Raw genomic sequence first — 26,320 nt, 5'->3', positions numbered from 1 at the left:
GTTCAGACCCCGCGCCACCAGGCTGCGACGTGGCCCCAGAAACCCTTGGGACCGGTGTCGAAGAGCCAGGGTTTTTCGCGCTTGAGCTTGTCCATCATGTCCTGTTCGGCCTTTTCCGAGACGTTGCCGTAGGCGCGCCCGAGTTTGAGCAGGGTACGCATGGCCCCCAGCTTTTCGCGCGCCACCATGCCGGAGGCATGTTCGATGGCAATGTGGGTCTCGCGCAGTTCCTGCACCATCGCATGGGCCAGTTGCGAGGCAGGCGTCTTCAGACGCTCCTGCACGACGGCGATATTGGTGGCTGAGGCCTTGATTTGCGCGGCCAGCACGTCGATCTGGGTTTCATCTCCCTTGGCCTGCTTGATGATGGCGCTGGCCCAGGCCCGCGAGGCATTGACCAGTTCTTCGGTACCCCAGTCATGGCGCACCGCGATCCAGAAACCGTAGTTGGCGGCCTGCTCGATGAGGATCTGCACCACGTCAGGGAATTCCTTGTCCATCGCTCGTCGCGCCCACGCATACTGGCCCGAGAGCATCAGGTGCTGTACCGCTTCTTCGGTGAGGAAATTGGTGTTCTCGGAGAGCTTGGCCAGCAGGTAGCTGTCGAAGGAGGGTTTGACGAAGCCCGAGTCGATCTTGGTCGAGAGCCGCACGAAGTTGTGATAGTCCCGCTCCAGCGAGTCGTAGATCTCGTCCTTGAGGATGAGTTTGATCTGTTTCATGCGGCTTCCCCTCGGACCCGGTCCGACGTTGTGGTTCCGGCCGCCGCGACTGGCGGCGTACCGGGCTGGTTGTGATGACGCAATGTCAATGATGATGCTGTCAGGAAACTTGTTATCGGCAGTTCGCCCCGGAAACTTTACCTGTTCGCCCCGGGCTGCATGTTAGGGCCTGTTCACATTAAATCTCGCAGATTTAATGTGAACAGGCCCTAGTAACTGCGTAATCCGTAGCGCTGCCGGGTTTCCCAGTCTGGCAGCAATTGATCGCGGTAGAGCGCCCAGGTCGGATCGGCCAGGATCGCGGTGCTGGTCTTGCAGCCCTGGCACAGTTGGGCGTGCACGCCAGCGACAACGGGCTCCAGGCCATTGGGATCGGTCACGTAGAACCAGGATTGCTGCAATCCCTGGCTGAACGCCGTACCCACGTAAAGGCTGCGGGTCTTCTTGGCGATGGCGGCAGCCAGCTGGTCGGACAGGGCTTCCAGCCGATCCTGCTCGGGCAGCGCCGGCAAGCCGTCGGGCGTGGCGGGAACGTAACTCACCCGGGTCACCACCACGTACGGAAAACCGGACAACGGGAAGCTGCGCCGCAAGCTCATGTCCAGTTTGACCAGGCTCAGACTCTCCCCGCGCTGGGACTGGTAACTCCACCACTCAGGCTCGGTATCCTGCGCCAGGCCGGAGCGCGCCAGCAGGAGCAGCAAGGCCAGCAAGAGGGCGCGGGTCATGGTCGTCGGGCCGGTTCAACTTGCCAGCAAGGCCAGCAACGCCAGCAAGGCGGGCAGTCCCTGGATGTAAAGAATGCTGCGCTTGGCGGTGAGGCCGCCATAGATGCCGGCCACCAGCACGCAGCTCACGAAGAATACCTGCACGGCATGATCGCCCGTGGCCAGGCTCCAGAACAGCCCGGCGGCCAGGAAACCGTTATAGAGGCCCTGGTTGGCGGCCAGTACGCGAGTGGCTTCGGCGGCCTGGCGCGACTGGCGGAACGTCTTCAGGCCCAGCGGTTTGGTCCACAGGAACATTTCCAGAATCAGGATCCAGACATGTTCCAGAGCGACCAGCAGAACCAGAATGGTGGCGAGCGTGTGCAAGGTTTCTCCCTGTTGTCGTTATACGTTCTTGCAGCGCCGTCGCTGCGTACAGAGTTCTCCGGGCGGCGGGCTTTGGCGATCATGCCTGAAATGGGCCCGCTCGCCAATGCCCTGCGCGGCGCTGCCGCGCTTACTTCGCCTGCAGGAATTTCTCGGCCAGTCGCACCCAGTAGGTGGCGCCGATGGGCAACAGGTCGTCGTTGAAATCGTAGCTGGGGTTGTGCAGGTTGCACGGACCCAGTCCATGGCCCTGATCGCGATGACCGCCATCGCCATTGCCCAAAAAGACGTAGCAGCCCGGCTTGTGCTGCAACATGAAGGCGAAATCCTCGGCACCCATGGTCGGCTCGGTCTGCGCATCCACGTGCTCGGCGCCGAACTGTTCGGTCAGTACCTCGACGGCGAAGGCGGTTTCCTTGGGATGGTTGATCAGCGGCGGATAGTTGCGGTTGAAGCGGAACTCGACCGTGGCATCGAAGGCGGCGGCTGTGTGCTCGGCGATTTCCTGCATGCGGCGCTCGATCAGGTCCAGCACCGGCAGGCTGAAGGTACGCACGGTGCCGACCATCATGGCCTCATCCGGAATGACGTTGGTGGCGCTGCCGGTATGGATCTGGGTGATCGATACCACGGCGGGATCGTTCGGATTGACGTTGCGTGCCACGATGCTCTGCCAGGCCTGGGCGATGTGAACCGCCGTCATCACCGGATCGACCGCCTTGTGCGGTTGAGCCGCGTGCGATCCCTTGCCCCGGACGGTGACATGGAATTCGTTGCTGGAAGCCATCTGCGCACCGGGCGTCACACCGAAATGCCCGACCGGGATACCCGGCCAGTTGTGCATGCCGAAGACGGCATCCATCGGGTACTTTTCAAACAGGCCATCCTGGATCATGCGCTCGGCGCCGCGTCCGCCTTCTTCAGCCGGCTGGAAGATCACGTAGACGGTGCCATCGAAATTGCGGTGCTGCGCCAGGTAACGGGCAGCGCCCAGCAGCATGGCGGTATGCCCGTCATGCCCGCAGGCGTGCATCTTGCCGGGATGGCGCGAGGCATGGTCGAAGGTATTGATTTCGGCCATGGGCAACGCATCCATGTCGGCCCGCAGGCCGATGGCGCGCGGGCTGTCGCCCGCCTTGATGATGCCGACCACGCCCGTGACACCGAGCCCGCGTACGACTGGAATCCCCCACTCGGTCAGCTTTTGCGCCACCACGTCGGCGGTGCGCACTTCTTCGTAGCACAGCTCGGGATGGGCGTGGATGTCGCGGCGGATCTTCTGCAGTTCGGCGTGGAACTGGACGATGGGGTCGATGAGTTTCATGGGAGTCTGGTGCAATGGCGTTGGTAACAAGTGTGCCTATCTTACCGCGCCTTGGCGGCGCAAGAGCGCCTGTGCAATTTCGTTCAATACAGCGGCCGCGAGCCTGCCTGGCATGCACATTTTTATCAGAGGTGCCAGAAGTGCGGTGAAGGAGACATGGCAGCACTACGGAAAATTCGTGACGTGCCATTTTAAGATAAAGTAGCTTCTTGCCTCGCGTGCGCCGAGGGCTTCCGTTTTTTCTTTCCCCGCTTTCTTTTCTGCCATGACCACCACCATCGTCCGTGCCGCCTGTCCCCATGATTGCCCCGATACCTGCGCCTTGCTGGTGACCGTCAAGGATGGCGTGGCCACCGAAGTGCGCGGCGACCCCGATCATCCGCCGACCGCCGGCGTGCTCTGCACCAAGGTCTCGCGCTATGCCGAGCGCACCTATCACAAGGACCGCCTGCTGCATCCCATGCGCCGCGTCGGCAAGAAGGGCGAGGGCAGGTTCGAGCGCATCAGCTGGGAGGAGGCCATCGCCACCATCGCGCAACGCCTGGGCGAGATTGCCCTGCGCGATCCGCAAGCCATCCTGCCCTACAGCTATGCCGGGACCATGGGCCAAGTGCAGGGCGAATCGATGGCCGGCCGTTTCTTCAACCGTCTCGGTGCCTCGCAACTGGACCGCACCATCTGCGCCTCGGCCGGTGGCGCAGGCTATCGCTACACCATCGGCGCGCGCATCGGTGCCGACCTGGAGCAGGTCGATCACGCCAAGCTCATCATCATCTGGGGCGGCAATCCGATTGCCTCCAACCTGCATTTCTGGACCCGTGTGCAAGCGGCCAAGCGCAACGGTGCACGCCTGATCGCCATTGATCCATATCGCTCGCTGACCGCGGAGAAATGCCACCAGCACATCGCGCTCTTGCCCGGCACCGATGCCGCGCTGGCGCTGGGCCTGATGCACGTGCTGATCGCAGAAGACTTGCTGGACCACGATTACATCGCACGCTACACGCTGGGCTTCGACCAGCTCAAGGAGCGCGTGGCTGAATGGACTCCGGCCCGTACCGCTGAAGTGTGCGGCATCAGTGCGGACGAAGTGCAGAACCTGGCCCGCGAATACGGCCGCGTCGCGCTGGCCGGGGAGGGCGCCTTCATCCGCGCCAATTACGGCCTGCAGCGCGTACGCGGCGGTGGCATGGCCGCGCGCAATGTGGCCTGCCTGCCGGCGCTGGTCGGTGCATGGCGTCATGCTTCGGGAGGCATCCAGTTGTCGGTGTCGGACAGCTTCCCCAAGGATGCCGCCGCCCTGAGCCGGCCCGACCTGGCCGCGCGTCATGGCAAGCCCAGCCGCGTCATCAACATGAGCACCATCGGCGATGACTTGTTGAAGCCGGCTTCGCCCGACTTCGGTCCCCAGGTGGAGGCGGTGATCGTCTACAACTCCAACCCGGTGGCGGTGGCCCCGGAGTCGGGCAAGGTGGCGCAGGGCTTTGCGCGTGAGGATCTGTTCACGGTGGTGCTGGAACATTTCCAGACCGATACCGCCGACTATGCCGATATCCTCCTGCCCGCGACTACGCAGCTGGAGCACATCGATGTGCATGCCTCGTATGGCCACGTCTACATGATGGCCAACAATGCCGCCATCGCCCCGCTGGGCGAGGCCAAACCGAATACCGAGATCTTCCGCCTGCTGGCCGCAGCGATGGGCTTTGCAGAGGACTGCTTCAAGGACAGCGACGATCAGTTGGCCGCCGTGGCCTTCAAGCGCGACGACCCGCGCAGCGTCGGCTACGACTGGGAACAGTTGAAGCAGAAGGGCTGGCAGCGCCTGTCGGTGCCGGTGGCGCCCTTTGCCGAAGGCGGGTTTGCCACGCCCTCGGGCAAGTGCGAGTTCTATTCCGAGCAGATGAAGGCCGCAGGTCTCGATCCGTTGCCGACCTATATCGCGCCCTACGAATCGGTGGCCAGCAATCCGCAGCTGGGCGCGAAATACCCGCTGGCGATGATCTCGCCGCCGGCACGCAATTTCCTCAATTCCTCCTTCGTCAACGTGCAGAGCCTGCGTGATACGGAAGGTGAGCCGCACCTCGACATGCACCCGCAGGATGCCGCCGCACGCGGCATCGCCCAGGGTGAGACGGTCCGCATCTTCAATGACCGCGGCAGCATGCAGGCACGCGTGCGCGTGACCGACAAGGCGCGCATGGGACTGGTGGTGGGCCTGTCGATCTGGTGGAAGAAATTTGCCGCCGATGGCAAGAACGCCAACGAAGTCACCAGCCAGCGCCTGACCGACATGGGCAATGCGCCGACTTTCTACGACGTACTGGTGCAGGTGGAGAAACTGCAGCAGCCGGTGGCGGCCTGAGGTTTTCCGTGCTGCGCCGCCGTGTGCGATGGGGCGCCATCGTTGCCGCGCTGGCGGCGCTGTGGGCGCTCACGGGATGCTCAAGCGTCTCGTATTACGCCCAGGCCGCACATGGCCAGTTTTCGCTGCTGGCCCAGGCCAAGCCGCTGCAGGATTGGATTGATGATCCCGCTACCTCGTCTGCGCTCAAGGCCAAGTTGCAGACCGTGCGCGAGATCCGCCGCTACGCCGTCACCGAACTGGATCTGCCCGACAATGGCAGCTATCGCAGCTATGCCCAGCTGGACCGGCCCTTCGTGCTGTGGAACGTGGTGGCCGCACCCGAACTTTCGCTCCAGCCCAAGCAATGGTGCTTCCCGATTGCGGGCTGCGTGGACTATCGCGGCTACTATCATCTCAAGGATGCCCAGGCCTATGCCGAGACGCTCAAGGCCGAGGGCTACGACGTCCAGGTGGCGGGCGTGCCGGCATATTCCACGCTGGGCTGGTTCGATGATCCGGTGATCTCGACCTTCATCCAGTATCCCGATGGCGAACTGGCGCGGCTGATCTTCCATGAGCTGGCGCACCAGACGGTGTATGCGCCTGGTGATACTTCCTTCAATGAAGGCTTTGCGGTGGCCGTGGAAGAGCTGGGCGTGGAGCGCTGGCTGGCGGCGCGCCACGATCCGGAGATGGTCGAGGCCTACCACCGCTTTGCCGCCCGCAAGCGCGAATTCCTGGCCCTGCTGGACAAGTATCGCGCCCGGTTGAAGGAAAACTACGACAGCCACGCCAGTGACGCCCAAAAACGCCAGTGCAAGGCCGCCATCTTCGCCGCCCTGCGTGCCGAATACGCGCAGATCAAGGCCAGCCGCTGGCACGGCTATGCCGGTTACGACCGCTGGTTTGCCATGCCCTTGTCCAATGCGCATCTGGCGCTGGTGGGGGCGTATCACGATCTGGTGCCGGCGTTCCGTCAATTGTTTGCGCGTAGCAGTGGCTTCCCTGATTTCTATGACAAGGTGCGCACGCTGTCGCGCATGGACAAGGCGGCACGTCATGCCGCCCTCGGTGATGTGCCCTTGAGCAGGGGCAAGGCCGATGCAGAAATATTTCCACCCTGCACCAATGGCCGGCCCAAGGACGGTAGGCCGGCGTATTATGCCGGATAAATTTGGGCAGTCGCTGGCTTGCCGTTGAACGTAACAGGCCGGGACTGACCGTGATATCGCTGCCGTTGGCAGCCATTTTGCAAAAAATCTCAAATTTGGGGCGCAAAATGCTTGCCCCGCCGTCGAATGCTGGATAGCATCTGCGTTAAATAAAAAAACACTCGTGCTTTTTTTGCTGTGCGCGCCAACGCGGTGGTCTTGCTTCACTGCCCAGCCCCAGCGCACGTTATGACTGGAGACAGAGGACACACTATGGAAAGATTCTGGCTTGCATCGTATCCCGCAGGCGTTCCCGCTGATATCGATCCCAGCGCTTATGGTTCGCTGGTGCAGATGATCGAAGAGGCTTTCGCCAAGCATGCCGATCGGAACGCTTACGTCTGCATGGGCAAGTATCTCCGCTATGGCGAACTCGATGCCATGTCGCGTGCCATGGGCGCGTGGCTGCAAGGCCTGGGCCTGCAGAAGGGGGCTCGCGTGGCGATCATGATGCCCAACGTGCTGCAATACCCGATCGCCATTGCCGCCATCCTGCGTGCCGGCTACACGGTGGTCAACGTCAATCCGCTCTACACTGCCCGCGAGCTGGAACACCAACTGAAGGATTCCGGTGCCGAAGCCATCTTCGTGCTGGAGAACTTTGCCTGCACGTTGCAGAAGGTGGTAGCCCATACCCAGGTCAAGCACATCGTGGTAGCCAGCATGGGCGAGCTGCTCGGCACGCTCAAGGGGGCCATCGTCAACCTGGTGGTGCGGCACGTCAAGAAGATGGTGCCGGCCTGGTCGCTGCCCAATGCCGTCTCCTTCAGCCGCGCGCTGTCGCAGGGTGAGGGCAAGACCTTGCAGAAGGTATCGCTCACGCCCGATGATGTCGCCTTCCTGCAATACACTGGCGGTACCACGGGCGTGGCCAAGGGGGCGGTGCTGACCCATCGCAACCTGATCGCCAACGTGCTGCAAGCCGAAGAATGGCTGACCCCGGCGCTGAAGTCCGGCAAGCCCATCGACCAGCTGGTGTTCGTCTGCGCACTGCCGCTGTATCACATCTTTGCGCTCACCGTCTGCAACCTGCTGGGCACGCGTGAAGGTGCGCTGAACCTGCTGATCCCGAATCCGCGCGATATTCCGGGGTTCGTCAAGGAGCTGGCCAAGTACAAGGTCAATACCTTCCCGGCGGTCAATACGCTTTACAACGCGCTGCTCAACAATGCCGACTTTGCCAAGCTGGATTTCTCCGGCTATCGCTGCTGCGTGGGTGGCGGCATGGCGGTGCAGAAGAGTGTGGCCGACAAGTGGAAGAAGCTGACCGGCTGCCCCATCATCGAAGGTTACGGTTTGTCCGAAACTTCGCCCATTGCCAGCGCGAACCCCTGCACCATTGATGAATACACCGGGACCATCGGCCTGCCGCTGCCGTCCACCGAAATCGCCATCCTCGATGACGACGGCCAGCCTGTGCCACTGGGCCAGCCGGGCGAGATCGCCATTCGTGGTCCGCAGGTGATGCCGGGTTACTGGCAGCGTCCTGACGAGACGGCCAAGGTCATGACACCGGACGGCTTCTTCAAGACCGGTGACATCGGTGTGATGGACGCGCGCGGCTACACCAGGATCGTGGACCGCAAGAAGGACATGATCCTGGTCTCCGGCTTCAACGTCTATCCGAATGAAATCGAAGGCGTGGTGGCGCAGCATCCCGGTGTGCTGGAATGCGCCTGCGTTGGTGTGCCCGATGAGCATACCGGCGAAGCGGTCAAGCTCTTCGTGGTGCGCAAGGACAAGTCGCTGACCAGCGAGCAGTTGATGGCGTACTGCAAGGAACAGTTCACCGGCTACAAGAAGCCGAAGTACATCGAGTTCCGTGATGAGTTGCCCAAGACCAACGTGGGCAAGATCCTGCGCCGCGAGTTGCGGGATGATCCTGCGAAGGCGGCGCAGAAGCAGGCGGCGTGATGCAAGTGCTGCCGTAATCTGATTCGCTAAAGTTCGTCAGTCAGTTTTTTACATCAAGGCCTGAGTTCGGTATTGCACCGGACTCAGGCCTTTTCAGTTCGGGCTCACAGGACATGGCTGGTGGTGAGTCGTCATTTTCCTGTGCAGATCGGATTCTCTGGAGAGGCAGGCCGGCTCCCCGCCTGAAGGTGCATCGCACCTTTGGGTAAATATTCATGCAGTCACCCGCCGTCGTCATTCAGAAGTTGCACGTTTCCATCGGGAAATATTAAAATGCGCGCCGGTGTTACATCAGGGAGGGAAACTTGATGAACACAGGAATCCTGCATGCGCAAAACCCTCCAGGGTCTGGAACAGCTGCTTTCAGACTATCAGCACGCCCGCATTCTGCGGCTCACTTTCCCACACAACGACGCTCCCCTTTCTGAACTGCTCGTCAACAAGCTCGACGCCAGCGAAGGTCTGTCACGCGACTTCGAATTCACCGTCGAGCTGTTGGCCGACAATGCCACGCTCGAACTCAAGGACCTCCAAGGCAAACTGCTTTGCGTGGAGCTTGTCCGCCAAGACGGCAGCCTGCGCTACTTTACCGGTTACGTCTTCAGCTTCCGGTTCGTCAGGACTGATGGCGATATCGCATTCTACGAAGCCAGGCTAGGCCCCTGGCTGAAGTATCTTTCCTTGCGCACGAACTGCATGCTGTTCCATGGTGTGGGTTTGTACGAGCAGACGCGGCGCATCTTCGAGCATTACAGCGCCTTGCCCGATTGGGAGTTCCGCCATCACGGGGAAGACCTGCCCGTGACCGAGGCGTGCCAGTTCAACGAGTCCGACCACAATTACCTGAGCAGGCGCTGGGAGGCCGCAGGCTGGCACTATGCCTATGAACATACGGCCAACGGTCACAAGCTGGTACTGGGCGACGACTCCACCCTGGCTGAGGCCATCGATGGCGTAGAGATCGCCTTCCAGCGTCATGCCGGTTCGCAGGAAGAAGACGGTATCCATGAATGGTCAGCTGAGCGGCACATCATGCCTGCAAGCGTGACCCTGACTTCCTACGATTTCAAATCCCCCTGGCCAAAAACCGTCGAGGTCCCGACACGCAACAATCAAGGTCTGGTCCTGCGCAAGGAGGCCTACGAATACGCCGGTGCCTATGGATTCAAGGATCGCCAGGACGGCGACCTTCTCGCCACGCAACGCATGGAAGAATTCGAACAAGCGGGCAAGTTCTTCGAGGCCGCAGGCAACAACCGCAACGTGGTACCTGGCCGCTGGTTCCGTCTCACCGGCCACTTCGACGGCGGCAGCAAGGAAGAGTGCGAATTCCTCATCATCGACACGCACCACAGTGCCACCAACAACTACCACGTCAACAACGGCATTGCGCCGCACTACGAGAACCGCTTCACCTGTATCCGCAAGCTCATTCCCTGGCGTCCCGGCCGCGGCTTCAACAGCGTCGAACCAAAAATCTATGGCCTGCAAACGGCCACTATCGTGGGCCCCAAGGGCGAAGAAATCTACACGGATGAGTATGGCCGGGTCAAAGTCCAATTTCATTGGGACCGCGACGGCGAGTTCGATGAAGGGAGTTCGGCCTGGCTGCGGGTGGCCACTGCCTGGGCAGGTTCGAACTTCGGCGCGACCTTCATTCCCCGCATCGGTTGTGAAGTCATCGTGCAATTCCTGGACGGTAATCCGGATCGCGGACTCATCACCGGCATGGTGCCCAATGCCGCCAACATGCCCGCCTGGGAGCTGCCGGCGAACAAGACCCAGAGCGGCATCCTGACGCGGTCAACGCCCAAGGGCGGCTACGACCATGCCAATGCGCTGCGCTTCGAAGACAAGAAGGGCCAGGAGCAGTTATGGCTGCACGCCGAGCGCGACCAGCTGACCGAGGTCGAGCACGACGAAGACAAATGGGTCGGCCATGATCGCCGCAAGACCATCGACCACGACGAGACCTCCCACATCGGGCATGACCGCACCGAGACGGTCGACAACGACGAGACCATCACGGTCCACAACAACCGTACCGAGACGGTCGACAACAACGAAACCATCAGCATCGGCAGCAACCGTACCAAGACCATCGGCAAGAACCGCAAGGACCAGATCGGCAAGAACTGGTCGACTCATGTTGCGCGGATGAAGACCGAAACCATCGGCATGGCCTACATGCAGAACGTCGGCATGGGCCGCATGGAAAACGTCGGCCTGGCCTACAACCTCAACGTGGGCACTGTGATGGCGACGGTCGTTGGCATCAACCAGATCACCAAGGTCGGCAACACCCTGTCGATCACGGCGGGTGAGGAGCTTTCCATTTCGGTGGGCAAGGCCAGTTTGCGCATGACGGCCGACGGCAAGATCTCCATCAACGGTGCCGAGATCGGCATCGAGGCCAGCGGGCCGATGCAGTTGTCCGGCAAAGACGTCGATATCAACTAACCGGGCACTGATCATGGAATTTCGCAACCTCACGCCTTATCCGGCGATGGCGTTCGACGCGCTCGACCAGCATGACCAGCGCTTTCACGTCGTCGTCATGCGACTCACCTTTGAGTTGCAGCCCGACGGCCAGCTCTTGCTCGCACCCGAGCAAACGCCGCTGGTCACCTCCGACGAGTACTACGGCGAACTGAACCGTTCCAGCGTCAGGCAGGAATCGGATCTGGCGCCGTACAAGCCGCATACCGACGTCATCGTCATTGCCGACGCGCATGCGCCGCAGGGACGCGCGGCCCGCCAGTTCGAGGTCGCCATCAAGATCAACGGCGCACCGGTCGAGCCCGAGTTGCCGCCTGAACCTCATGGCTTGAATCCCTTGCAGCATGCTTCGCCCGAGCGCGTGGCGCAGTGGCGGCAAGAGTGCGTGCGCCTGACGGAGCAGGCCAGGCAAGGCCCGCTCATTTTCTCCAAGACGCTGCTTGTCACGGGTCCACGCGAATGGCGCAGGCGTTCTGCCTTGCTCCGGGCGCTGACGCTGTTCGCGCTTCCCGCATGGAAGCTGAGCACACCGCAAGCCATCACGACGCTGCCACTGCGTTACGAATATGCCTACGGGGGCGAGAACAAGATTCTTGAAACCGAGCCGGCTGCCGCACGTGTGAACAAAAAGCATCGACTGCCAGAGCGCAAGCCGCTGCCGGAATCTGCCACTGACGGCGATATGCAGCAAGCCATCGCCCATGCGGTGCATGAACACAATCCGATAGGCCTTGGCTTCGCAGAGGATTGGTATCTCCGTGCGACAAAAACAAACCGGATACCAGCGCCGCAAATTCAGGCGCTCAATCAGCCGCTGCTGCGTTTTGGCGAAGCGTACATTCCAGTGGGTTTGGGCATGGTCGGACGCGCCTGGCAGCCCCGCCTGCGCCTCGCGGGCACTTACGACCAGCAGTGGCTGGAGGGGCGGCATCCCGGGTTGCCCGCTGATTTTGATTTTGCGTATTGGAACGCTGCCCCTGCGGACCAGCAAGTCATTCCGCATCTGGATGGCGATGAAACCATCACGCTGTCCAACCTCTGTCCTGCGGGTGCCGCAACAGCACAGGACGCTGCAGGCAACACGCTGCTGTCGTTCACGCTGCCGGGGCATTTGCCGTTTGTGCTGGTCCGCTTTGAAGATGGCCGCATAGCCGAACTCGCCGCCAAGCTCGATACGGTGATCGTCGATGTAGCCCCCACTCCCAACTCCCCCGACAAGAAACCCTCCGTCGTTTGCGTCTGGCGCGCGACGGTCGCCTGCTCGCCAGACGTCCGGGTGCTTGAAGCACGGGTGCTGTCACGCGCCGAGGCCGACGCCTTGCGTGAACCTGCCCAAGACCCTGCGTCCCCGCCTTCGGCGAGCCTGCCGAACCAATCGCTGCCAACCAACGCTTGAGAGAACTCCATGCCCACAGCTGCCCGCAAGAACGGCATCTTCAAGGCCGTCAGTCTCGTACCCGACGTCTGCAAGACACCGATGGGACCGAACATGGTGCCGGTGCCGTATCCCGTCATTGCCGACTTGAGCGATAGCGTACAGGTGGCCAAATCGGTCCGGGTCAATGGCGACCCGGTTTTTCTGTTCGGTGACAGCCTTGTCACGCGCGTGACCGGCAACGAAGCCGGAACGGGCGGTGGCATGAGATCCGGTGTCAACAAGGGAAAGGTCCGCCCTGCAAAGAGCTCCGCCAGCGTGCGCGTGGAGAAGAAGTTCGTCGTGCGCCACGGCGACGAGTGCGACATGAATCTGGCGAGTTGAGCATGATGCGAAGGCTTCATTCTCTTCTCGTCCTGATGGATGCAGTGCGCCTTTGCGAAGTGGCTTGCCACCGTGCTGACCGGATGCGGGGTGCGCTGCCATGACGACCAAGGGAGTCATCCTCGAACAGGCGGACAGGTCCGTCACGCGCATCGAGCCGCGCGGTGGCGGAGCCAATGCTGCCATCAAGGCAGAGACTGCGGCCGAGAAAACGTTTTGGCAGAAGTCCAGTCCCTGGGTGCATGGGGTGCTGGGCGTTGCCAGCTTCGTTCCGGGGTTGTCTGTCATCACCGGTGCGATCGATGCGGCGATCTATACGGCCGAAGGCGACTATGTTGAAGCGGGGATTGCTGCGGCAAGCATGATACCGGGTGGCAAAGTCGTCACCACCGTGGGCAAGGTTGCCAAGCGCGCGGTTGGCATGGCAAAGGGTGCAGGAACGGCATCTCGGATTGGCAAGGGCGCGCATGAGGCGGAAGAACTTGCCAAAGCGGCCAAGACGGCCAAGGAAGCAGAGGAAGCCGCAAGAGTTGCGCGAGAAGCTAAAGTCGCCAAGGAAGCTGCACCTGGCCCCCAGCCACCTAAAAAGCCCAAGAAGGACGTCACCGTCAAGGCCCGGCAGTTTAAAGTGCCTTGTTTCCATCCGTATGATAAGAAACAATTCATGCGGATGAGCAAGGAGGAACAGAAGGCGTTTTTAAAAGAAATGGCGGAGCAGCTCAGACGTCAAGAGGAGGCTATCAACAGTCTGACTGCTAGTGAATACGCGATGGCTAGGGATGCGTTTAAGAAAATGAATCGGAATCCGGCGGCCACCGCGGCACAAGCCACGCATCGGCAAAGTACCCTTAAAGACATATCTGACGGTATTGCCGAGAGCAATCGTCAGCAAGGCATGAGCAGGGTAGAGGCAGATGTAAAGGCCGGGATTCGTGCAAAGGAACTGATGGAGAAATTAGCCGCTCTGCATGAGCCAGACATGGTCGCTGGAGGCTGGATGCGACATAAAACGACGAGTATCGGCCGCGCTGACGTGAACAAGTCAATTGGAGCGAGCTGGAACCAGGCTTACACGCCGCCTGGGAGCGGGAATTCGGGGCTGAAGCCGCTGACCCGAGTGCAGGAGATGGATCGTGAAGCCAAGCATGCAATCGATAATGGTCGCGGAAATCAAAAAATGAATGTCAAACTGGAGCCTTGCCGTGGCAAGGGAATTAGATGAGAGATGAAGACTTCGAATATTTTATTAGCAAATTTGGCGAGGCTACCAAGAGCACTTCGGTGCCAGCGAAAAGCCTTGAGAAATGGCGCAACAAGCTGCCCGATCAGTTATTGAAATACTGGGAGCAAGAAGGCTGGTGCGAATATGCGAATGGCCTCTTTTGCACTGTTGATCCTGATGACTATGAAGATATCGTTGATGAGTGGCTTACAGACACCGGATTGGATGAGATTGATGCCTTCCATGTAATTGCAAGGTCTGCATTTGGCACGCTCTATGTGTGCGGTGAGAAGACAGGGCGAAGCGTAACGATTGTATGCGGCCTCAATATGGTCTCTGCGCTACAGAATCGATTGAAAGTTAAAACTAAGGAAGACCTGGATTCTTCAATCCGTTCGTTTTTTGCGTTCAGTAATCCAGCCCAGTTTGACATGGAAGATGAGAATGGACAGCCGCTCTTCGAACGCGTCAGGTCGAAACTCGGTCCGCTTGAAGCACACGAAATATATGGATTCGAGCCCGCCATCGTACTAGGGGGAAAGATCCTCCTGGAAAATCTGGCAAAAGTGAATGCCAATGTGCACCTGACGATTCTCCGTCAATTCGCCGACCCGGAACTGCCATTCTCAGGGATCGATATTGAAAAATTACTCGACTCTTGAAACATGCCGCCACGGCGGGCGATTCAACATTCAGCCAAACGCAGGCATAGGTCACCCGGGTTTGGAATAGATCACGCTAAGACCTTGAGATGGAAAACGAAGACCACGGATTACTGAATTAGCAGGAAAACTATGGCGAGCCGCTTTGACATCAAGCCGCATATAGGTGCTGGACATCTTCGCTTTGGTATGACCCATGCAATCGTCGAAGAGTTAATCGGCGCTGCGTCCAGAAAGAAGAAAGGCTTCTTGGGGGAGACCATCGAGTACAGAAGAGAAAATGGACTACTTATTACTTACGGATTGAATACTAACGAGCTCGTTGAAGTGGGGTTCAGCCGCAACATACTCGAATTGGAGTATGAAGGCATCAAGCTATTCACTGATCCACCACGGGATGTATTCAGCAGCCTGGTCAATATCGACGGCAGTCCCTACGAAAGTGTTGGATTTATCGTGTTGCTCAATCTCGGTATGACGCTGACGGGATTTCATGATGATGACATTTGCCAGCGGGCAGTCACCGTGTTCGCACGAGGCCGCTGGGATGGCCAACTTAGTGACTTGAAGCCTTTTGATTTAGCCAATTTTTAAATCCATTACATCTCAATACGTCCAGTGATCAGAATTCCTAAACCGTTCAACGCGGTCAGATTTCATAATCGAAACGGCAACCCTGGAAAAAATTTCATGGCCCCCCTGAAGATAGAAGAAGTCATTCCCTATGTTGGAGTTGATGACGTCCGCTTCGGAATGACACCTGCTGAGGTCGCTCAGCTCTGGGGGGAATCCCACAGCCGTTCGATGAATTTCTTAAAGCAGTATGTAGAGTACAGAGGCAGTGTATCGACAACATACTCATCCGAAAACAAGCTCGTTGAGATCGGCCTCTCACGACGTTGTACTGATGCCAGAATAGAAAATATCCAGATATTCTTGCCGCCAAAAAGAAGTCGCCTTGTCGAACTATTGAATCTCGATAAAGACGCTTATGAAGATGTGGGAATAATTGTGCTCAAGAACCTCGGTATTTCGGTGACGGGATTCGAGCATTCTGACGACGACGACCTGGCAATCTCAGCTTTTTCTCGCGGCCATTGGGATGAAGATCTTGAGGCAATGGGAGCGTATCAGCTTTGAATTTTTGACCGTCATGCAAGAACATATCATTACGTCTTACATAGGCGTCGGACCACTTAAGTTTGGAATGACTAAGGGCGAGGTTCATACAGTTTTAGGCGCGCCGTTATCCGTAGAGAAAAGTCTCTTCTCCGGAGAAACAAAAGAGTTTTGGAGCGAGAACGGTCTACAGTTATCTTTTTCGGAAACAGGCGAGAGGTTGTTGGAGATTAGTCTGTCTCCCAATCTTTCAGATGTCCAACTGAATGGACTCAAATTGTTCGAGGTTCCAGGCCCATATGCTTTTAAGGTTCTGCATGATTGGGACAACGCACCTCTTTCAATTGCTGGTGCGAGTATCTTTCTCAAACTCGGATTGGCCGCCGGCGGATTCCTGTACGACGATGACAATGACAAATCGGTGACAGCGTTTGCAAATGGGCGATGGGATTGGCTGTCAAAAAATCGACGCCTTTGATTGCCTGCGATGTCATTGAAGGTTTTGCCGTGGCAAGTGAGTGAGATGAGAGACGAAGGATTCAAATATTTTATTAGTAACTTTGGCGAGGCTACAAAGAGTTCCATGGTGCCCGCCGCAAGCGTTGAGAAATGGCGCGGTAAGCTGCCAGATAAGTTATTGAAATACTGGGAGCAAGAAGGATGGTGCGAATATGCGAATGGCCTCTTCAGCATAGTTAACCCTGATGACTATGAAGACCTCGTTGATGTGTGGCTTGCCGAAACAGGATTGGATGAGATTGACTTATTTCATGTGATTGCAAGGACTGCATTTGGCGATCTCTATGTGTGTGGTGAGAAGACGGGTCGTGGCGTCACGATTGCCTGCGCTCTCAATATGGTCTCCGCTCTACAGAATGAATTAAAGGCGAAAACTAACGAAGACCTGGATTATTCAATCCGTTCACTTTTTGCGTTCAGTAAGCCAGCACGATTTGATATAAAAGACGAGGACGGACAGCCGCTCTTTGAACGCGCCAGGTCAAAACTCGGCCCACTTGAACCGCACGAAATCTATGGATTCGAGCCCGCCATCGTACTCGGCGGAAAAGTTCTCCTCGAAAATCTGGCAAAAGTGAATGCCAAGGTACACCTGACGATTCTCCGTCAATTCGCCGATCCGGAATTGCCACTCTCGGGTATCGATATCGAAAAGTTGCTCAATTCTTGAACCATGCAGCCATGAAAGGATGACTCAAAAAAAGATAGTTAAAAAACAGGCGTAGCACCTTATTTTTCTAAAAGGAAAAAAACCAAGGAAACGAGATGAGAGATGAAGACTTCGAATATTTTTCAAGCAAATTTGGCGAGGCGACCAAGCGCACTCCGGTACCGGCCAAAAGCCTGAAAAAATGGCGCAATAAGCTGCCCGATCAGCTATTGAAATACTGGGAGCAAGAAGGCTGGTGCGAATATGCCAATGGACTCTTTTGCACAGTCAACCCTGATGACTATGCAGGTCTCGTCGATGATTGGCTCGCGGACACCGAATTGGAGGGAGTTGACGTCTTCCACGTCATTGCGAGGTCTGCATTTGGCAAACTTTACGTGTGTGGTGAGAAGACAGGCAGCAGCGTTTCGATGAACTGCGTGCTCCATAGCGTCTCTGCTTTCGAAAATGAACTGAAGCCCAAATCCAAGGAAGACTTGGATTTTTCGATTCGTTCGTTATTCGCGTGCGTTGAGCCGGATCAGTTTGACCTGAAAGACGAGGATGGTCAGCCCCTCTTTGAACGTGCGCGATCCAAACTAGGTCCGCTTGAACCGCATGAAATATATGGTTTCCAGCCCGCCATCGTCCTGGGCGGGAGCTTCCTGCTCGAAAATCTGGTGAAAGTGAAGGCCAATGTGCACCTGACGCTTCTCCGCATGTTCGGCGAGCCGACATTCCCATTCTCGGGGATCAACATTGAAGAGTGGCTTGACGAGTCAGACACACAGTAGTGATAGCGCTAAGCAAGTCATCACCCAAGTACGGAATGACTCAGGGCAAGACTCCTTGGACCGAAACCGCTCACCCTGAACCCATCAGCAAAAAGCCGCTGTCCGTGAACCCCTTCCGGCGGCGGCTTTTCCCCTGTATGAAGCTTCAGTCAGGCACCGGCGTCAGCACCGGCTTGCCAGAAAAATGCGCCTGCAAATTGGTGAACGCCAGTTCCGCCATGGCCGTCCTGGTGACCAGCGTGCCGCTAGCCATGTGCGGCGTCAGCACCACGTTCTCCAGCGCGGCCAGTTCGGCCGGAATGTTCGGTTCGTTCTCGAATACGTCCAGCCCCGCACCGGCAATCTTGCCAGCCTGCAGCGCCGCGATGAGCGCCTTTTCGTCCACCACCGAACCACGCGCCACATTGATGAGGAAGCCCTTGGGTCCCAGCGCTTCCAGCACTTCGGCATTGACCAGCGCCCGCGTCCCCGCGCCACCCGGCGTGATCATCACCAGGAAATCGACCTCGCGCGCCAGCGAGACGATGTCTTCCACATAGGTGTAAGGCACATCCTTGCGCGAACGGTTGTGATACGCAATCTGCATGTCGAACGCCGCCGCACGCTGTGCGATGGCTTGCCCGATGCGGCCCAGGCCGACGATGCCCAGGCGCGCGCCGCTGACCTTGGTGGTGAAGGGGAAGGGCCCCTTCTTCCATTCGCCGCTGCGGGCAAAGCGGTCGGCCCGCACCACGTTGCGTGCCACGGCCAGCATCAGGGCAATGGCCATGTCGGCCACATCCTCGGTGAGCACGTCAGGCGTGTGGGTCACATGGATGCCACGCTCGCGGGCGGCCGGTACATCCACCCCGTCATAGCCGACCCCGAACACCGAGACAATCTCCAGCGCCGGGAAGCGCGCCATGAAATCGCGCCCGACCTTGGCTTCGCCATTGGCAGCAATGCCGCGCACCTGCGGCGCGATGGCAGCCAGCGCTTCATCGGTGAGCGGATCGAGGATGAGGTTGTGGCAGGTGAAGTTCTGCTGCAGCAAGTCCAGCAGGTGCTGCGGCAGACGGGCGACGATGAGGACGACAGGGCGGCTGGAGGAGGTCATGGGCAATATGAAGATGAGGAAGAGGAAGGCAGAGAGGGAGGCATAACGATACGTCTGTGCCGCACCCTGCGGGCTGAAAAATTTTCAAGCCCGCAGGATGGGAAGAGCGGCGCTCAGATCGCCGGGCTGGCCCCCGCTTCGCGCACCGGATCCAGCGGCGGCAACGGCCGCGGCTTGCGGTTTTCATCGGTGGCCACGTAGGTGAGGGTGGCTTCGGTCACCTTGACGATTTCGGTCTGCAGGCGATTGCGCTCGGCATACACTTCAACGTTGACCGTGATGGAGGTATTGCCGACCTTGACGATATCGGCATAGAAGGACAGCAGGTCTCCCACGAACACCGGATTCTTGAACAGGAAGGAATTGACCGCAATCGTCGCCACCCGCCCGTTGGCGCGGCGCGTAGCCGGCAGTGAACCGGCGATGTCGACCTGGGCCATGATCCAGCCACCGAAGACGTCGCCATAGACGTTGGCATCCGACGGCATGGGCATGACGCGCAATTGCGGCGCCTTGCCCGGCGGAAGTTGGGGAACGGTGGGTGACATGGAAGGCTCCTTTGCAGGTGAGCCCCGGCAGGGCGCCGGGATGGCTCTTATAATTCGGTTTTGCGCCCGCAGGCGCGGCAAGAGGCTAGTGTATCGGATGTTGCGCTTTTGCTGGTCTGTGGTGCACGACCTTCTTCCTTTGTGATCCGCCCCATGCGCCGCTATCCGAATTCCTCGTCCCCGACCCAAGCCCCCATCAAACGCCAGCGCGGCGACTGGGAAGTCGTGCGCACGCTGCTGCCCTACCTGTGGACCTACAAATGGCGCGTGATGCTGGCGCTGGCCTTCCTGGTCGGTGCCAAGCTGGCCAATGTAGGCGTGCCGCTGGTGTTGAAGAAGCTGGTCGATGCCATGACCATCACGCCCGCCCATCCGCAAGCCCTGCTGGTGTTGCCGCTCGGGCTGCTGGTGGCCTATGGCGCGCTGCGGCTGGCCACCGCACTCTTTACCGAATTGCGTGAACTGATGTTCGCCCGCGTCACCCAGCGGGCGGTGCGGACCATCGCGCTGCAGGTGTTCCGCCATCTGCATGCGCTGTCGCTGCGCTTCCACCTGAATCGCCAGACCGGCGGCATGACGCGCGACATCGAACGCGGTACGCGTGGCGTCTCTACGCTGGTGTCCTATACGCTCTTCTCGATCTTGCCCACCATCATCGAGATCGTGCTGGTGCTGGCCTATCTCATCACGCATTACGACATCTGGTTCTCATTGATCACCGCCGGTGCGCTGGTGCTCTACATCCTCTTCACCATCACGGTCACCGAGTGGCGCACGCATTTCCGCCGTACCATGAACGAGCTGGATTCGCACGCCAATACGCGCGCCATCGATTCGCTGCTCAACTACGAGACGGTGAAGTATTTCGGCAACGAGGAATTTGAGGCGCGCCGCTATGACGAAGGTCTGCAGCGCTATGAGCGCGCGGCGGTGAAATCGCAGAGTTCGCTCTCGCTGCTCAATACCGGGCAGTCCGCCATCATCGCCATTGCGGTCACGCTCATCCTGTGGCGCGCCATCGCCGGTGTCATCGATGGCAGCATGACTCTGGGGGACATGGTGCTGGTCAATGCCTTCATGATCCAGTTGTACATTCCACTCAATTTCCTCGGTGTGCTCTATCGTGAAATCAAGCAGAGTCTGGCGGACATGGAACGCCTGTTCTCGCTGCTGGAAGAAAACCGCGAAGTGGCCGACCGGCCCGGTGCGCAGCCGCTCAGGACGCAAGGTGCGGAACTGCATTTCGAGCATGTGGACTTCAGCTACGAGCGCAATCGCCAGATCCTCTTCGATGTCGATTTCAAGGTGCAGGCCGGCACCACCACCGCCGTGGTCGGCCACAGCGGTTCGGGCAAGTCGACGCTGTCGCGTTTGCTGTATCGCTTCTACGACGTCGACCAGGGCGCCATCCGTATCGACGCGCAGGATGTGCGCAATGTCACGCAAGCCTCGCTGCGCCAGGCCATCGGCATCGTCCCTCAGGACACGGTGCTGTTCAACGACACCATCGAGTACAACATCGCCTACGGCAAGCCCGGCGCCACGCGAGAGCAGATCGTGGCGGCGGCCAAGGCGGCCTATATCCACGACTTCATCGAATCACTGCCGGAAGGCTATGCGAGCATGGTCGGCGAGCGGGGACTGAAATTGTCGGGCGGTGAAAAGCAGCGCGTGGCGATTGCCCGCACCCTGCTCAAGGATCCGGCCATCCTCATCTTCGATGAAGCCACCTCGGCCCTCGACTCGCGCGCCGAGCAGGCCATCCAGCAACAGCTCGAAGAAATCGCCCGTGAGCGGACCACGCTGGTCATTGCGCATCGCCTGTCCACCATCGTCAATGCCCACCAGATCCTGGTGATGGATCACGGTCGCATCGTCGAACGTGGTACGCATGCAGGACTGTTGATGGCCAATGGTCTGTATGCGCAGATGTGGCTGCGCCAGCAGGCCGGGGCCGAGGACGAGGGTGGTTCGGCGCTGCCGCAACCCGAGGGCGCCGTGCCGGCAGGCGAGCCGGACGCCGAACCCACGGTGCTGATGCCGGCCGGACGGCGCTAAGACCTCCATACGCGCGTGCAGCTTGCGCCGGCGCGGGCGCAGCGGCACAATTCGCCCATTCGACCTGGAAAGGGAAGTGGGCGGGCAATGGAAAGCAAATGGCTTGAGGATTTCGTCTCCCTGGCGGAGACGCGCAGTTTCAGTCGCTCGGCGGAGTTGCGGCATGTGACGCAACCGGCCTTCTCGCGGCGCATCCAGTCGCTGGAAGCCTGGCTGGGCACCGACCTGATCGACCGCACCTCCTATCCCACGCGCCTGACGGCCGCCGGCGAAGTCTTCTATGAACAGGCCGTGGCCATGCTGGGCCAGATCAACAACACCCGCGCCCTGCTGCGCGGCAAGCGGCCCACGGCCCAGACCACCATCGACTTCGCCGTCCCCCATACGCTCTCGCTGACCTACATGCCCAAGTGGTTGAGCGCCCTGGAGTCGGGGTTCGGCTCCATCAATACCCGCCTGATCGCGCTCAACGTCCACGATGCCGTCATGACCATCGTCGAAGGCGGCTGCGACCTGCTGCTGTGCTATCACCATCCGCGTCAGCCGGTGCAGCTCGATGCCAGCCGCTACGACATGCTCACCATGGGCACCGAAACCCTGCGTCCGTATTCGCGCTGCGACCGCAATGGCAAGCCGGATTACGTCTTTCCGGGCAGTGCCAAGGCGCCCGTGCCGTTTCTTTCCTACACCAGCAATGCCTACCTGGGCCGCATGGTGGAACTGATGATGGCCGACACCAAGCGCCCGCTGCACCTGATGAAGCACTACGAGACCGACATGTCGGAAAGTCTCAAGATGATGGCGCTGGAGGGGCACGGGGTGGCCTTCCTGCCGGAATCCTCGGTGGTGCGCGAGGTGCGCAATCGCCAGCTCGCCCGCACTGATGGTCCGACCGGGGAGTGGGAAGTGGAGATGGAAATCCGCCTCTATCGTGAACGTCCGACCGCGCAGCGTACCGGCAAGGCGCTGGTGGCGCGGCTGTGGGAATACCTGGTGGATCTGGATGCGCAGCGGCAAGAAAAGACGGGGCGCAGCGAGCGTGGTGAGCGTCCCAGGGCGGCTCCCGCCAGCCCCGCAAGGGCTGCGGGTGCAAAGTCGGCACGCACTACTGAAAAACGCGAATCCTGATCGAAAATTAACAGGCTCGAACGGCGCAATCCCTTTGTGACAGAGGGTTTCCAAAGGTTATGCAGGCGCTGCATAATTACATGCTCACAAAGCATTAGCCTTGTTTTGGCCGGCTGGCTACGATGGCGGCGCTGAATCGGACAGGCACGAATTTCCAGCTGGCGCACCAGGGCCGGGCTGGCAGGCGCGCCTCCGTCGCCGCCTTGGTGCGCGCCCTGCCGGCGCGACTTGCAGGCCGCTGCCGACGGAGTAACATGCCCTGGCGAACTTCGGAATTTGCAGGCCTCTCGTCTTGAACAGCACGGCTATCCAAAGGAGCGATTGCATCATGTCGAACGTACCTAATCACGAAGTGCCTTCCTATCTCGTCCCGCACGGCATCGGTCCGTGGGGCGTGTATCTCGAACAGATCGACCGCGTGACGCCCTACCTGGGCTCGCTGGCGCGCTGGGTGGAAACCCTGAAGCGACCCAAGCGCATCCTGGTGGTTGATGTCCCCATCGAACGTGACGATGGCACCATCGCCCACTTCGAAGGCTACCGCGTGCAGCACAACACCTCGCGCGGCCCCGGCAAGGGCGGCGTGCGTTTCCACCAGGATGTGACGCTCTCCGAAGTGATGGCGCTGTCGGCCTGGATGACCGTCAAGAATGCCGCCGTGAACGTGCCCTATGGTGGCGCCAAGGGCGGTATCCGCGTCGATCCCAAGACTCTCTCCCGTGGTGAGCTGCAGCGCGTCACGCGCCGCTATACCAGCGAGATCGGCATCATCATCGGCCCCAACAAGGACATTCCGGCTCCCGACGTCAACACTGATTCGCAGATCATGGCCTGGATGATGGATACCTATTCCATGAACCAGGGCAGCACCTCTTCGGGCGTGGTTACCGGCAAGCCCATCTCGCTGGGCGGTAGCCTCGGCCGTCATGAAGCCACCGGTCGCGGCGTCTTCGTGGTCGGTTGCGAAGCCGCTGTCAAGCGCGGCATGGACATCAAGGATGCCAAGGTCGCGGTGCAAGGTTTCGGCAACGTCGGCGGCATCGCTGCACGCCTGTTCGCTGAAGCCGGCGCCAAGGTGGTGGCCGTGCAGGATCACGTGACCACGGTCTTCAACGCCGCTGGCCTGGACGTGCCGGCACTGCAGGCGTACGTCGCCAGCAATGGCAGCGTCAAGGGTTTCCCTGGTGCGGACGAGATCACCGATCGTGCCCAATTCTGGTCGGTCGACTGCGACATTCTGGTGCCTGCCGCACTGGAACAGCAGATCACCGAAGCCAACGCCAATCAGATCAAGGCCAAGATCATCCTGGAAGGCGCCAACGGCCCGACCACGCCGGCTGCCGACGACATCCTGCGCGACAAGGGCGTGCTGATCGTGCCCGACGTGATTGCCAACGCCGGTGGCGTGACGGTGAGCTACTTCGAATGGGTGCAGGACTTCTCCAGCTTCTTCTGGACCGAAGACGAAATCAACCTGCGCCTGACCCGCATCATGCGCGAAGCCTTTGCCGCCGTCTGGCAGCTGGCCGAAGAGAAGAAGGTGTCGCTGCGTACGGCGGCCTTCATCGTGGCCTGTACCCGCGTGCTGCAGGCGCGCGAGATGCGCGGTCTGTATCCGTGATGCAGTGATGCCTTGAAAGATCGGTCCGGCGAGCACCGGACCACCACGGCCCAAGACGGCGGCGCAGTGCGCCACAGATCGTCGGCCATGATTCCAGAACACTCTGGTTCGGAGGAGACGTGGTTGCAGTGCGCATGCGCACCGCAGGCCAACCAGCCTTGCGGCGCAATATCTTCAGTACGGGACCCGGCATCGACATGCCGGGCGCTGCCGCATGTGCGTCCGGTTCGGCGTCTGCCTCGCAGGGCGTGCCGGCCGATCTTGCACTCTGGACGAGGCGACGTGTTTTTGACACATCCCTTCACTCCTGCCGCACTCGCATTCGCCCCCAGGACGCTGCGCTCGCTCCTTCCTTGCACTTTTCTTCATATCGCCTCGCAAGCCGCCTCCACACGGGCTTGGCGCTGCCACTTCCGGATTCTCTCGAAGCCCTTGCCCGTCGCCTCGACAGAGCGTGTCGTCGGCTGCGCCCGCACGCTCGCGTGTGGCCTGCGCAGTTGGTTTCTGGCATGGATATTGCTGACCGGAACGGGGGTGCTGTCGTGGCGTCTGTGGCTGGGCCAGCGCTTCCTGCGTGGTGCGAAGCCGTCCTCAGCGCATCGGATCGTGGTGTTGCGGCCATGAGGGTTTTTGCGGATTGCCTGACCGGGCGGCATATGTCGTACAATGCGCCCGCCGCCAGTTGCGCTTGGGTAATTTGCCAGCCTGTGGATCACCGAGGGGGTGGTCGTTGCAAGACGTCGCCAGTGGTGCATCAAACAAAGCTGGCAAAGAACTGTGTTAGCACACAGAATAGGCGACACGGCAGAGAACAATAACAGGTTCGTCAATACGGCCGGCCAGCCCGATGTCGGGCTCCGCGCAAGCGGATCCGCCAGCGGGTCATTTGATACGTTACGTAAAAAATTTTTCCAGGAGGTCACACAATGAAGTTATTGAAGCTAGCAGGGGTTTTGGTTGGGGCAAGCGTACTGATGAGCTCGGTGCATGCTGAGGAATTCACCGGCCGTCTGAAGAAGATCAAGGACTCGGGTACCCTGACGCTGGGTGTGCGCGATTCGTCGATCCCCTTCTCCTATCTGGACGACAAGCAGTCCTATCAGGGCTACTCGATCGACCTGTGCCTGAAGGCCGCGACCGCGATCCAGAAGAAGCTGGGCCTGACCTCGCTGAACATCAAGATGGTGCCCGTGACGTCGGCCACCCGCATTCCGCTCATCGCCAACGGTACCACCGACATTTCCTGCGACTCCGCGACCAACAACCAGGAGCGCTGGAACCAGGTGGCCTTCTCGATGACCGAGTTCGTGACCGCCAACAAGTTCCTGTCCAAGAAGTCGGCCAACCTGAAGACGCTGGATGACCTCAAGGGCAAGACCATCGTGTCGACCTCCGGCACCTCCAACCTGAAGCAGATTACTGCGCTGAACGCCGAACGCAACCTGGGCATGAACATCCTGGCTGCCAAGGACCACGCCGAAGCCTTCCTGATGGTGGAAACCGGCCGTGCCGCTGCCTTCGTGATGGACGACATCCTGCTGTCCTCGCTGGCTGCCAACTCCAAGGCGCCGGGCGACTACCAGGTGTCCTCGGAAGCCCTGTCGGTCGAGCCGTACGGCCTGATCCTGCCCAAGGGTGACAAGGAGTTCAAGAAGGTCGTGGACGATGCGCTGACCGTGGTCTACAAGGGTGACGACATCAAGAAGATCTACGCCAAGTGGTTCCAGTCGCCGATCCCGCCCAAGGGTGTCAACCTGAACGTGCCGATGAGCCCGCAGCTGCAGGCCGTCATGGCCAAGCCTACCGACTCCTACGATCCGGCTGCTTATGCTGCCGTGCCGGAAGCGCAGAAGAACATGGGCAAGAAGAAGTAATCAGCACATTGCTTCGTGCAATTGGATGAAACGGGGGCCTGTCCCCCGTTTTGTTTAGCCGGAGCCGCCCCGCTTGCCCGGCAGCAAGGCTGGGGTGGCGCCGGTGCTGACCCAACAAGAAGCGGCGCGGCATTTGCCTGGTGACCGCGCCCGAGAACAC

General features: G+C 59.7%; 23 protein-coding genes. 17 read left to right on the top strand and 6 right to left on the bottom strand.

Annotated features, from left to right (window positions below; translation table 11 throughout):
* Window positions 1-2 precede the first annotated feature (2 nt).
* The 4 genes from ACODSZ_RS20315 to ACODSZ_RS20300 all read right to left on the bottom strand — a co-directional run bounded on the left by ACODSZ_RS20315 (window position 3) and on the right by ACODSZ_RS20300 (window position 3,140).
* Window positions 3-722: a DUF4088 domain-containing protein gene (locus ACODSZ_RS20315; protein ID WP_008331958.1), complete on the bottom strand. Its 720-nt coding sequence runs from the start codon at window positions 720-722 to the stop codon at window positions 3-5.
* A gap of 209 nt (window positions 723-931) precedes the next feature.
* Window positions 932-1,450, bottom strand: a complete 519-nt coding sequence (locus ACODSZ_RS20310; protein ID WP_008331948.1) for a DUF695 domain-containing protein — start codon at window positions 1,448-1,450, stop codon at window positions 932-934.
* 15 nt (window positions 1,451-1,465) lie between these two features.
* Window positions 1,466-1,816, bottom strand: coding sequence for a DUF1304 domain-containing protein (locus ACODSZ_RS20305; protein ID WP_008331946.1), 351 nt, complete (start codon window positions 1,814-1,816; stop codon window positions 1,466-1,468).
* A gap of 130 nt (window positions 1,817-1,946) precedes the next feature.
* Window positions 1,947-3,140: a M20 aminoacylase family protein gene (locus ACODSZ_RS20300; RefSeq protein WP_175344991.1), complete on the bottom strand. Its 1,194-nt coding sequence runs from the start codon at window positions 3,138-3,140 to the stop codon at window positions 1,947-1,949.
* 265 nt (window positions 3,141-3,405) lie between these two features.
* On the opposite strand from ACODSZ_RS20300, the gene ACODSZ_RS20295 reads away from it, so the two are divergent.
* The 13 genes from ACODSZ_RS20295 (at window position 3,406) to ACODSZ_RS20235 (ending at window position 17,835) form a co-directional block, all read left to right on the top strand.
* Window positions 3,406-5,505 carry a molybdopterin-containing oxidoreductase family protein gene (locus ACODSZ_RS20295; protein WP_299541234.1) on the top strand — a complete coding sequence of 700 codons (2,100 nt, stop codon included), beginning with the start codon at window positions 3,406-3,408 and terminating at the stop codon, window positions 5,503-5,505.
* Between the two features lie 8 nt (window positions 5,506-5,513).
* On the top strand, window positions 5,514-6,659 hold the full coding sequence (locus ACODSZ_RS20290) for an aminopeptidase (protein WP_488928425.1): 1,146 nt from the start codon (window positions 5,514-5,516) through the stop codon (window positions 6,657-6,659).
* A gap of 252 nt (window positions 6,660-6,911) precedes the next feature.
* Entirely contained in the window at window positions 6,912-8,612 is a 1,701-nt protein-coding gene (locus tag ACODSZ_RS20285) for a long-chain fatty acid--CoA ligase (protein ID WP_488928424.1), read from the top strand.
* Between the two features lie 327 nt (window positions 8,613-8,939).
* Window positions 8,940-11,072 (top strand): type VI secretion system Vgr family protein, encoded by a 2,133-nt coding sequence (locus ACODSZ_RS20280; RefSeq protein WP_488928423.1) that lies wholly within the window; start codon window positions 8,940-8,942, stop codon window positions 11,070-11,072.
* 13 nt (window positions 11,073-11,085) lie between these two features.
* The gene (locus tag ACODSZ_RS20275; RefSeq protein ID WP_488928422.1) at window positions 11,086-12,507 is read left to right on the top strand and encodes a DUF2169 family type VI secretion system accessory protein; all 1,422 of its coding nucleotides are present in this window, start codon (window positions 11,086-11,088) and stop codon (window positions 12,505-12,507) included.
* A 9-nt stretch (window positions 12,508-12,516) separates the two neighbouring features.
* The gene (locus tag ACODSZ_RS20270; protein WP_488928421.1) at window positions 12,517-12,870 is read left to right on the top strand and encodes a DUF4150 domain-containing protein; all 354 of its coding nucleotides are present in this window, start codon (window positions 12,517-12,519) and stop codon (window positions 12,868-12,870) included.
* A gap of 100 nt (window positions 12,871-12,970) precedes the next feature.
* The gene (locus ACODSZ_RS20265; RefSeq protein WP_488928420.1) at window positions 12,971-14,092 is read left to right on the top strand and encodes a polymorphic toxin type 15 domain-containing protein; all 1,122 of its coding nucleotides are present in this window, start codon (window positions 12,971-12,973) and stop codon (window positions 14,090-14,092) included.
* Window positions 14,089-14,754, top strand: coding sequence for a GAD-like domain-containing protein (locus ACODSZ_RS20260; protein ID WP_488928419.1), 666 nt, complete (start codon window positions 14,089-14,091; stop codon window positions 14,752-14,754). Before ACODSZ_RS20265 ends, ACODSZ_RS20260 begins: the two co-directional genes overlap by 4 nt.
* 132 nt (window positions 14,755-14,886) lie before the next feature.
* On the top strand, window positions 14,887-15,348 hold the full coding sequence (locus tag ACODSZ_RS20255; protein ID WP_488928418.1) for a hypothetical protein: 462 nt from the start codon (window positions 14,887-14,889) through the stop codon (window positions 15,346-15,348).
* A gap of 96 nt (window positions 15,349-15,444) precedes the next feature.
* Window positions 15,445-15,894: a hypothetical protein gene (locus ACODSZ_RS20250; protein ID WP_488928417.1), complete on the top strand. Its 450-nt coding sequence runs from the start codon at window positions 15,445-15,447 to the stop codon at window positions 15,892-15,894.
* 13 nt (window positions 15,895-15,907) lie between these two features.
* On the top strand, window positions 15,908-16,351 hold the full coding sequence (locus ACODSZ_RS20245; RefSeq protein ID WP_488928416.1) for a hypothetical protein: 444 nt from the start codon (window positions 15,908-15,910) through the stop codon (window positions 16,349-16,351).
* Window positions 16,352-16,396: 45 nt separating this feature from the next.
* Window positions 16,397-17,062 carry a GAD-like domain-containing protein gene (locus tag ACODSZ_RS20240; RefSeq protein WP_488928415.1) on the top strand — a complete coding sequence of 222 codons (666 nt, stop codon included), beginning with the start codon at window positions 16,397-16,399 and terminating at the stop codon, window positions 17,060-17,062.
* Between the two features lie 95 nt (window positions 17,063-17,157).
* Window positions 17,158-17,835, top strand: a complete 678-nt coding sequence (locus ACODSZ_RS20235; protein WP_488928414.1) for a GAD-like domain-containing protein — start codon at window positions 17,158-17,160, stop codon at window positions 17,833-17,835.
* A 145-nt stretch (window positions 17,836-17,980) separates the two neighbouring features.
* Here ACODSZ_RS20235 and ACODSZ_RS20230 read toward each other — a convergent pair whose 3' ends face one another.
* On the bottom strand, window positions 17,981-18,931 hold the full coding sequence (locus tag ACODSZ_RS20230) for a 2-hydroxyacid dehydrogenase (RefSeq protein ID WP_488928413.1): 951 nt from the start codon (window positions 18,929-18,931) through the stop codon (window positions 17,981-17,983).
* Window positions 18,932-19,044: 113 nt separating this feature from the next.
* Window positions 19,045-19,479 carry an acyl-CoA thioesterase gene (locus ACODSZ_RS20225; RefSeq protein ID WP_175344704.1) on the bottom strand — a complete coding sequence of 145 codons (435 nt, stop codon included), beginning with the start codon at window positions 19,477-19,479 and terminating at the stop codon, window positions 19,045-19,047.
* A gap of 153 nt (window positions 19,480-19,632) precedes the next feature.
* Here ACODSZ_RS20225 and ACODSZ_RS20220 point away from each other — a divergent pair, with 153 nt between their 5' ends.
* From ACODSZ_RS20220 to ACODSZ_RS20205, 4 genes are all read left to right on the top strand, one after another.
* The gene (locus ACODSZ_RS20220) at window positions 19,633-21,537 is read left to right on the top strand and encodes an ABCB family ABC transporter ATP-binding protein/permease (RefSeq protein WP_175344703.1); all 1,905 of its coding nucleotides are present in this window, start codon (window positions 19,633-19,635) and stop codon (window positions 21,535-21,537) included.
* Between the two features lie 87 nt (window positions 21,538-21,624).
* Entirely contained in the window at window positions 21,625-22,665 is a 1,041-nt protein-coding gene (locus tag ACODSZ_RS20215) for a LysR family transcriptional regulator (protein ID WP_488928412.1), read from the top strand.
* A 328-nt stretch (window positions 22,666-22,993) separates the two neighbouring features.
* The gene (locus ACODSZ_RS20210; protein WP_008331915.1) at window positions 22,994-24,286 is read left to right on the top strand and encodes a Glu/Leu/Phe/Val family dehydrogenase; all 1,293 of its coding nucleotides are present in this window, start codon (window positions 22,994-22,996) and stop codon (window positions 24,284-24,286) included.
* A gap of 926 nt (window positions 24,287-25,212) precedes the next feature.
* Entirely contained in the window at window positions 25,213-26,160 is a 948-nt protein-coding gene (locus ACODSZ_RS20205) for an amino acid ABC transporter substrate-binding protein (RefSeq protein WP_175344701.1), read from the top strand.
* Window positions 26,161-26,320 lie beyond the last annotated feature (160 nt).

This window comes from Herbaspirillum sp. FG34, from assembly GCF_057809315.1.
This window is presented reverse-complemented; position numbering and strand designations above follow the sequence as displayed.

What these genes read in the sequence shown, in the direction of transcription:
- ACODSZ_RS20315 (WP_008331958.1), bottom strand. Translation starts at nt 722, where the DNA reads ATGAAACAGATCAAACTCATCCTCAAGGACGAGATCTACGACTCGCTG.
- ACODSZ_RS20310 (WP_008331948.1), bottom strand. Translation starts at nt 1,450, where the DNA reads ATGACCCGCGCCCTCTTGCTGGCCTTGCTGCTCCTGCTGGCGCGCTCC.
- ACODSZ_RS20300 (WP_175344991.1), bottom strand. Translation starts at nt 3,140, where the DNA reads ATGAAACTCATCGACCCCATCGTCCAGTTCCACGCCGAACTGCAGAAG.
- ACODSZ_RS20295 (WP_299541234.1), top strand. Translation starts at nt 3,406, where the DNA reads ATGACCACCACCATCGTCCGTGCCGCCTGTCCCCATGATTGCCCCGAT.
- ACODSZ_RS20285 (WP_488928424.1), top strand. Translation starts at nt 6,912, where the DNA reads ATGGAAAGATTCTGGCTTGCATCGTATCCCGCAGGCGTTCCCGCTGAT.
- ACODSZ_RS20280 (WP_488928423.1), top strand. Translation starts at nt 8,940, where the DNA reads ATGCGCAAAACCCTCCAGGGTCTGGAACAGCTGCTTTCAGACTATCAG.
- ACODSZ_RS20275 (WP_488928422.1), top strand. Translation starts at nt 11,086, where the DNA reads ATGGAATTTCGCAACCTCACGCCTTATCCGGCGATGGCGTTCGACGCG.
- ACODSZ_RS20270 (WP_488928421.1), top strand. Translation starts at nt 12,517, where the DNA reads ATGCCCACAGCTGCCCGCAAGAACGGCATCTTCAAGGCCGTCAGTCTC.
- ACODSZ_RS20265 (WP_488928420.1), top strand. Translation starts at nt 12,971, where the DNA reads ATGACGACCAAGGGAGTCATCCTCGAACAGGCGGACAGGTCCGTCACG.
- ACODSZ_RS20260 (WP_488928419.1), top strand. Translation starts at nt 14,089, where the DNA reads ATGAGAGATGAAGACTTCGAATATTTTATTAGCAAATTTGGCGAGGCT.
- ACODSZ_RS20255 (WP_488928418.1), top strand. Translation starts at nt 14,887, where the DNA reads ATGGCGAGCCGCTTTGACATCAAGCCGCATATAGGTGCTGGACATCTT.
- ACODSZ_RS20250 (WP_488928417.1), top strand. Translation starts at nt 15,445, where the DNA reads ATGGCCCCCCTGAAGATAGAAGAAGTCATTCCCTATGTTGGAGTTGAT.
- ACODSZ_RS20245 (WP_488928416.1), top strand. Translation starts at nt 15,908, where the DNA reads ATGCAAGAACATATCATTACGTCTTACATAGGCGTCGGACCACTTAAG.
- ACODSZ_RS20240 (WP_488928415.1), top strand. Translation starts at nt 16,397, where the DNA reads ATGAGAGACGAAGGATTCAAATATTTTATTAGTAACTTTGGCGAGGCT.
- ACODSZ_RS20235 (WP_488928414.1), top strand. Translation starts at nt 17,158, where the DNA reads ATGAGAGATGAAGACTTCGAATATTTTTCAAGCAAATTTGGCGAGGCG.
- ACODSZ_RS20230 (WP_488928413.1), bottom strand. Translation starts at nt 18,931, where the DNA reads ATGACCTCCTCCAGCCGCCCTGTCGTCCTCATCGTCGCCCGTCTGCCG.
- ACODSZ_RS20225 (WP_175344704.1), bottom strand. Translation starts at nt 19,479, where the DNA reads ATGTCACCCACCGTTCCCCAACTTCCGCCGGGCAAGGCGCCGCAATTG.
- ACODSZ_RS20220 (WP_175344703.1), top strand. Translation starts at nt 19,633, where the DNA reads ATGCGCCGCTATCCGAATTCCTCGTCCCCGACCCAAGCCCCCATCAAA.
- ACODSZ_RS20215 (WP_488928412.1), top strand. Translation starts at nt 21,625, where the DNA reads ATGGAAAGCAAATGGCTTGAGGATTTCGTCTCCCTGGCGGAGACGCGC.
- ACODSZ_RS20210 (WP_008331915.1), top strand. Translation starts at nt 22,994, where the DNA reads ATGTCGAACGTACCTAATCACGAAGTGCCTTCCTATCTCGTCCCGCAC.
- ACODSZ_RS20205 (WP_175344701.1), top strand. Translation starts at nt 25,213, where the DNA reads ATGAAGTTATTGAAGCTAGCAGGGGTTTTGGTTGGGGCAAGCGTACTG.